Raw genomic sequence first — 6,822 nt, 5'->3', positions numbered from 1 at the left:
GATCGGCGACGAAGCGGGCGGCCGTCAGGTCGGGCCTGCGGTGGTAGCCGCGGGCCAGGCCGGGCCCGCCGAGATACAGCTCGCCCGGTACACCTGCAGGGACGGGGCGCAGCCACCGGTCCAGCACCACGGCCCGCGCACCCTGGATCGGCGAGCCGATGGTGACGGCCCGGGCCTCCGCCGCCTCCTCGGCACCGCCCGCGAGGGCGCCACTCGACGTGATGATGATCGTCGATTCCGTCGGACCGTAGGTGTTGTAGAAGCGGCACCTGGCGCCGAACCGGTCGGCCAGTTCCGGCGGGCAGACGTCGCCGCCGACGACGACGGCCTCGAGCGCGTCCAGCGACGAGGCGTCGACGGTGCCGAGCACGGCGGGCGCCGAGATGATGTGGGTGACGCGTGCGGACCGCAGCAGCGCGGTCAGCTCCTGGCCGCCGTAGATCTCGGGCGCCGCGATCACCATGGCGGCGCCTGCACTGAACGCCTGCACCATCTCGAAGACCGACGCGTCGAAGCTCGACGAGGAGAACCGCAGCACCCGCGATGCTGTGTTCACACCCAGCTCCGGCCGAGCCGCAGCGGCGAAGGGAGCCAGACCCGCGTGGGTCACGACGACGCCCTTCGGGGCACCGGTCGATCCGGAGGTGTAGATCATGTACGCCGGGTGCGCGACGGTCAGCCGAGCGGGCCGGTCCGTGTCGGTCACCGGTGCAGCGGACAGCAGCGCGCACCCGGCATCGAATTCCGGATCGTCGAGCGAGAGCCAGTCCACCGAGCCCGGCAGCGCGCCCGCGCCCGCGCGGTCCGTGATCCCGACCTCGGCGCCCGAATCGGTGACCATGTGGGCGATGCGTTCCGCCGGGTAGGTCGGGTCGACCGGGACGAACGCGCCGCCGGTCTTCGCGATCGCCCACACCGCCACGATCGACTCGATCGACCGCGGCAGCGACACCGCGACGAAGTCGTCCGGTCCGACACCGCGGGCGAGCAGCGCGCGGGCCAGCCGGTTCGCCCGCGCGTCGAGCTCCCGATAGGTCAGGGTGTGGTCACCGCTGTGCAGCGCGGCACCGTCGGGGTTGGCCTGCACCCCGGCGGCGAACAGATCGTGCAGCAGCGCAGGGGCAGGCGCCTCGGGGCCGTGTGCGGGAACCAGGAACTCGCGCTCGGCGCTGGTCAGCACGCCGAGGTCGAATACCCTCCGGTCCGGGTCGGCACCGAGGAACTGTGCGAGCAGGGCCAGGAAGCGGTCGCGGTGCCCTGCGAGATCCCGCTCGCTGTAGAGGTTCGGGTTTCCCTCGAAGTCGATGCGCGAACTGGTGCCCGCGACGGCCGGGTAGATGTTGACCGACAGGTCCTCGACGGGCCCGGTACTGAGCACGTGGAACCGCCCGGTGAGCGCGCCGAGCCGGATCTCCGAGTGGAAGTTCATGATGTTGATCGCGGGCCCGAAGAAGCCGCGTTCGGCGGTGGCACCGATATCGCGCCGGATGTCCTCGTGCCGGTACCGCTGATGACGGAGGGCACCGGTCAGTTCCAGCTGCATCGCCGCGGTCAGCTCGCCGACGGTGGTCTCCGGTGCGATGTGCACCCGCAGCGGGACGACGTTCGAGACCATGCCGCCCGAGCGCCGGAGCAGCGCGCTGGTGCGTGCGGACACCGGCAGGCTCAGCACCACGTCCTGCGCCCCGGTCAGTAGCGACAGATAGGCCGCCATCGCGGCGACCGCGGTCGGGGTGAACGCCGCACCGGCTCGGCCCTGCATCGGGCCCGCCTCGGTCGACGTGCCGCCGACGACCAGCGACTGCGCCTCGACAGGCGCGGGCCGCCCCGCGAGGCGGATCGCGGGCGGCAGGCCGTCCGCCTTGGCCGACCAGTACTCGCGGTCGCGCAGGAAGCGCGAGGATTTCCGGTACACCGACTCGGCCTCGGCGACCGCACGCAGGTCCCCCGCGAGCGCGGGCGGCGCGTCGGTGCCCAGGGCCGAGGCCGTGTACAGCTCGGCCACCCGGTTCATGAAGGTCATCGCGCCGAAGCCGTCGAGGACGATGTGGTGGATGCGGCAGTACCAGTAGTAGTGGCCGTCTCCGATGCGGAGGGCGGCTGCCTTGATCAACCGGTCCGACAGCAAATCCAGTGGGGTGGAGTACTCGGCGCGCATCCACGCGCGCGCGGCCTCGGCGGGGTCGGTCTCCGACCGGAAGTCGAGGTGCCCGACGTCGTCACTCAGCGCGAAGTCGACGACCTGGTGTGGCTCGGCGTCGAGTTCCACGATCCGGAGCATTCCGGTCCCGAACTCGCGCGCCGCGGCCTGGCTTGCCCGCCGGAGTGCGTCGATATCCAGCGCACCGTCCACCTCCACGTACTGGGCGATGGTGAGCGGCACGTCCGGCGCGAGGTGCTGGGCGAACCACATGCCGCGCTGAGCGGGCGAGAGCGGGAACGGATCGGAGATCCCGACAAATCCGTCGTTCGCCTCAAAACGGACGCGTGGGGCAGCGACGGACTCGGCCGGTTCCAATACAGATCCTTCGTGGGGCGCGCGAACTCACGTCACAGAACGCGAGCCACCACGCGGGGCGTACAACACAGTCGAGACAGCAACCCCCACGGCGTCGGTCGGGTCTGATTGCAGACACCGGCCCCGACATTCACTGCTCTGGCACCAGCCAACGACGGACTGGATAAGGTTAGGGTTACATAACAAGACTGTGCAGTCAACTCGCCCCGGATTTCACCGGCAAAACGGCGTCAGCCCTCCAGCTTGTACCCCAGCCCGCGCACGGTGACCAGATGCTCGGGCTTGGCCGGATCGGCCTCGATCTTCGACCGCAGGCGCTTGACGTGCACGTCGAGGGTCTTGGTGTCGCCGACGTAGTCGGCGCCCCACACCCGGTCGATGAGCTGACCGCGGGTGAGCACCCGGCCGGAGTTGCGCAGCAGGTATTCGAGGAGGTCGAACTCCTTGAGCGGGAGCATGACCGTGTCGCCGTTGACCTGGACGATGTGGCGCTCGACGTCCATCCGCACCGGGCCCGCCTCGAGCACGCCGTCGTCGGCATCGTTGTCGGAGTCGTTTTCGGCGCCGCGCCGCAGCACCGCCCGGATCCGGGCGATCAGTTCCCTGGCCGAGTAGGGCTTGGTGACGTAGTCGTCGGCGCCCAGTTCCAGGCCGACGACCTTGTCGATCTCGCTGTCGCGGGCGGTGACCATGATCACCGGAACGCCGGAGCGCGCCCGGAGTTGCTTGCACACGTCGGTGCCGCTCATCCCGGGGAGCATCAGGTCCAGCAGGACGATGTCCGCGCCGGACCGGTCGAACTCGGCGAGGGCGGACGGTCCGTCCCCCACCACCGTCGCCTCGAACCCCTCCTTGCGGAGCAGGAACGCGAGCGGGTCGGCCAACGACTCCTCGTCCTCCACGATCAACACATTCGTCACCGGTTTGCCTCCAGACTCGGCGCAGCCTCGTGCTGCGTCACTTCGTGATCGATCGATGCGGTCTTGTTCGCCGTGGACGTCTCGTCCGCGGCGGGGGGTGCGTCCGCGATGGGCGCGGACCTGAGCTGGACCCCGGCACCCGAGATCGCGCTCCTCACCGGAGCGTCATCGGCGTCGTCGGAGAGTTCCTCGTGCCACGGAATGTGCAGCGTGAAGGTGGACCCGGTGCCGACCTTGCTCCACAGCGTGATGGAGCCGTTGTGGTTCGCGGCCACGTGCTTGGCGATCGCGAGACCGAGCCCGGTGCCGCCGGTGGACCGGGACCGCGCCTTGTCGACGCGGAAGAAGCGTTCGAACACCCGCTCCTGGTCCTCGCTCGCGATGCCGATCCCACGGTCGGTGACGGCGATCGCGACCTTGTCCCCGCGCCTGGACCGGCTCACCGACACCGGCGAACCCTGCGGCGAGTACGCGATCGCGTTCTCCACCAGGTTCGACAGCGCCGTGATGAGCAGGGTCCGGTCGCCCCGCACCTCGAGTCCGCTCGGCCGGTCGGCGGTGACCGTGATCCCGGCCGCCTCGGCGGTGAGCCGCGAACGGCGCATGGCCTCCTCGACCACCTCGTCCACGTCGACCACCTCGAGGTCGGGCAGCTTCTCCGCGCCCTGCAGGCGGGAGAGCGCGATGAGTTCGCTGACCATGTTCCCCAGCCGCTTCGACTCGCTGAGCACCCGCTCGCCGAAGTGCCGCACGGATTCCGGGTCGTCGGCGGACTCGAGGAGCGCCTCGGCCAGCAGGCCCATGGCGCCGACCGGGGTCTTGAGTTCGTGGCTGACGTTGGCGACGAAGTCGCGGCGGGTGGCCTCCATGCGGACCTGCTCGGAGTCGTCGTCCGCGAACAGCACGACGAACCGGCGGTCCTGCTCGCTGAGCAGCCGGGCCACCCCGCGCACCGCGATCTTGTTCCGGCCGCGCGCCGGGTTCTTGATGCTGAGGTCCATCTCGACCGGCACCCCGGTCGTCAGCACCTGATTCGCCGCCTGCCAGGCCCGTTCCTCGACGGTGCGGTTGCGCACCAGGCCCAGCTCCTCGGCGCGAGGGTTGAAGAGCACCACGTCGTGGAACCGGTCCACCACCGCGATGCCGCTGTGCGAGGCCAGCACGATGAGGTCGAGGACCTGCGACATGGTCAGGCCGGCCTGTTCGGCTTCGCGCCTGGAGAATCGATTCTTCAGGAACGGGACCAGTACCCCGCCGACCAGGTATCCGCCGAACGCGGCGACCACGGCCAGGAACACGGCCTGAACAACACTCACAGCGCAATCGTACGGTCGCGTAAAGCCTGGCGGACGCAGGGTGGAGGCATTTCACCGCACGTCATGGCCCCGCGGCACCCCGTTCTCCGGCCGTTCACCCGGTGTTGGCCCGGAATCCCCGTCATGGCGCTGACGGGGACCCGGGCCGACATCGGAACTGCTACTTCGCGCCCTGGCTGGCGACCGCGGCGGCGCCTGCGGCGGCGGCCTCCGGGTCGAGGTAGGTGCCGCCCCTGTTGAGCGGGGTGAGGCTGCCGTCCGCCGCGACCTCGAGGTCGTAGCGCAGAGGGATGCCGGTCGGGATGTTCAGCCCGGCGATGTCCTCGTCGGAGATGCCGTCCAGGTGCTTGACCAGCGCGCGCAGCGAGTTGCCGTGCGCGGTGATCAGGACGGTCTTGCCCGCCTTGAGGTCCGCGGAGATCGTCTCCTCCCAGTACGGGATGAGGCGCTTGACCACGTCGAGCAGGCACTCGGTCAGCGGGACCTCGTCGAGGCCCGCGTAGCGCGGGTCGGCGTCCTGGCTGTACTCGGTGCCCGCCTCGATCGGCGGCGGCGGCGTGTCGTAGCTGCGACGCCACAGCATGAACTGGTCGTCGCCGTACTCGGCCTTGGTCTGGGCCTTGTTCTTGCCCTGCAGCGCGCCGTAGTGCCGCTCGTTCAGACGCCAGTCCCGCACGACCGGGATCCAGTGCCGGTCGGCGGCGTCGAGGGCGATGTTCGCGGTGCTGATCGCCCGGCGGAGCAGGGACGTGTACAGCACGTCGGGCAGCACGTCGTGCTCCTTGAGGAGCTGACCCGCCCTCTTGCCCTCCCCGATGCCCTTGTCGGTGAGCGGCACGTCCACCCAGCCGGTGAACAGGTTCATGGCGTTCCATTCGCTCTCGCCGTGGCGGAGCAGCACAAGGGTTCCGGTACTCATGCCCACAATCCTGACATGCGCCCCACACGGGGAAGGCTCCGGACGCAGACTGAGTGAATGGGCACACGCAGGCGGTGGGTGCTGCACGTCGACCTCGACCAGTTCGTCGCTGCCGTCGAGGTCCTGCGACGGCCGGAACTGCGCGGCAGGCCGGTGATCGTCGGCGGTCGCGGCGACCCCACCGAGCGCGGCGTGGTCTCCACGGCGTCGTACGAGGCCCGTGAGTTCGGGATCGGTTCGGGGATGCCGCTGCGGGTCGCCGCGCGCAGGCTCGCCACGCGCGAGGTCACCGACGCGGTGTTCCTCCCGTCGACGGCGAGGCGTACACCGCCGCCTCGCAGCGGGTGATGGACACCCTGCGCGGGCTGGACGCGGTCGTCGAGGTGCTGGGCTGGGACGAGGCGTTCCTCGGCGTCGCCACCGAGGACCCGGTCGGCTTCGCCCGCGCCGCCCAGTCCGCCGTGCTCGAGGCGACCGAGCTGCACTGCTCGGTTGGCATCGGCGACAACAAGCTGCGCGCCAAGATCGCGACCGGTTTTGGCAAGCCGAGGGGTGTGTACCTGCTGACCGCGGACAACTGGTTCGACGTCATGGGCGAACGCGGCACGGTCGCACTGTGGGGAATCGGCAGCAAGACCGCGAAAAAGCTTGCCGCCCTCGGCATCCACACCGTCCGCGAGCTGGCCGACGCCGCCGACACCGAGCTCGCCGCCGCCATGGGCCCGACCACCGGACCGTGGCTGCACCGGCTCGGCCGCGGCCTCGGCGGCGAGACGGTCACCGCGGAACCCTTGGTGGCGCGCGGCCACGGCCGGGAGACGACATTTCAGCGCAATCTCACCGACCCCGAGCAGGTGGCGGCCGAGGTACGGCTGCTCGCCGAGCGGGTCGCCGAGGACCTGCGGACGGAGGGGCGAGCGGCGGTCCGGGTCACGCTGAAGGTTCGGTACGCACCGTTCGACACCCACACCACAGGGGCACCGCTGGCCGAGCCGACGCTGGACCCGGCGGTCATCGCGGACGCCGCCGCGGCGCTGACCGGGCGACTCGATCACGATCGCGAGGTCCGACTCCTCGGTGTCCGGCTCGAGATGACCCCGCCCTCCACCGAGAGCTAGCCGGTCCCGAAAACGCGACATGCGCGCGGCG

The 6,822-nt window shown here is 70.4% G+C and carries 3 protein-coding genes and 2 pseudogenes; 1 reads left to right on the top strand and 4 read right to left on the bottom strand.

The window, feature by feature from the left end; translation table 11 throughout:
- Positions 1-46: 46 nt before the first annotated feature.
- From BTZ20_RS27720 to BTZ20_RS05205, 4 genes and pseudogenes are all read right to left on the bottom strand, one after another.
- A pseudogene (locus BTZ20_RS27720) lies at positions 47-2,413 on the bottom strand (AMP-binding protein); the annotation flags it as partial.
- Between the two features lie 335 nt (positions 2,414-2,748).
- A complete protein-coding gene (locus BTZ20_RS05215) occupies positions 2,749-3,438 on the bottom strand; it encodes a response regulator transcription factor (RefSeq protein ID WP_077040637.1) in 690 nt (229 codons plus the stop codon).
- Positions 3,435-4,754, bottom strand: coding sequence for a sensor histidine kinase (locus BTZ20_RS05210; RefSeq protein ID WP_083742533.1), 1,320 nt, complete (start codon positions 4,752-4,754; stop codon positions 3,435-3,437). Before BTZ20_RS05210 ends, BTZ20_RS05215 begins: the two co-directional genes overlap by 4 nt.
- A gap of 160 nt (positions 4,755-4,914) precedes the next feature.
- Positions 4,915-5,682 (bottom strand): phosphoglyceromutase, encoded by a 768-nt coding sequence (locus tag BTZ20_RS05205; protein WP_189636663.1) that lies wholly within the window; start codon positions 5,680-5,682, stop codon positions 4,915-4,917.
- Positions 5,683-5,730: 48 nt separating this feature from the next.
- On the opposite strand from BTZ20_RS05205, the pseudogene BTZ20_RS05200 reads away from it, so the two are divergent.
- A pseudogene (locus BTZ20_RS05200) lies at positions 5,731-6,791 on the top strand (DNA polymerase IV).
- The last annotated feature ends 31 nt before the right edge of the window (positions 6,792-6,822 follow it).

The sequence above is a fragment of the Rhodococcus sp. MTM3W5.2 genome (assembly GCF_001984015.1).
GTDB classification, from domain to species: Bacteria; Actinomycetota; Actinomycetes; order Mycobacteriales; family Mycobacteriaceae; genus Rhodococcus_G; species Rhodococcus_G oryzae.
Note: the sequence above shows the minus strand (reverse complement) of the source record. Positions and strands in the feature narration are given on the sequence as shown.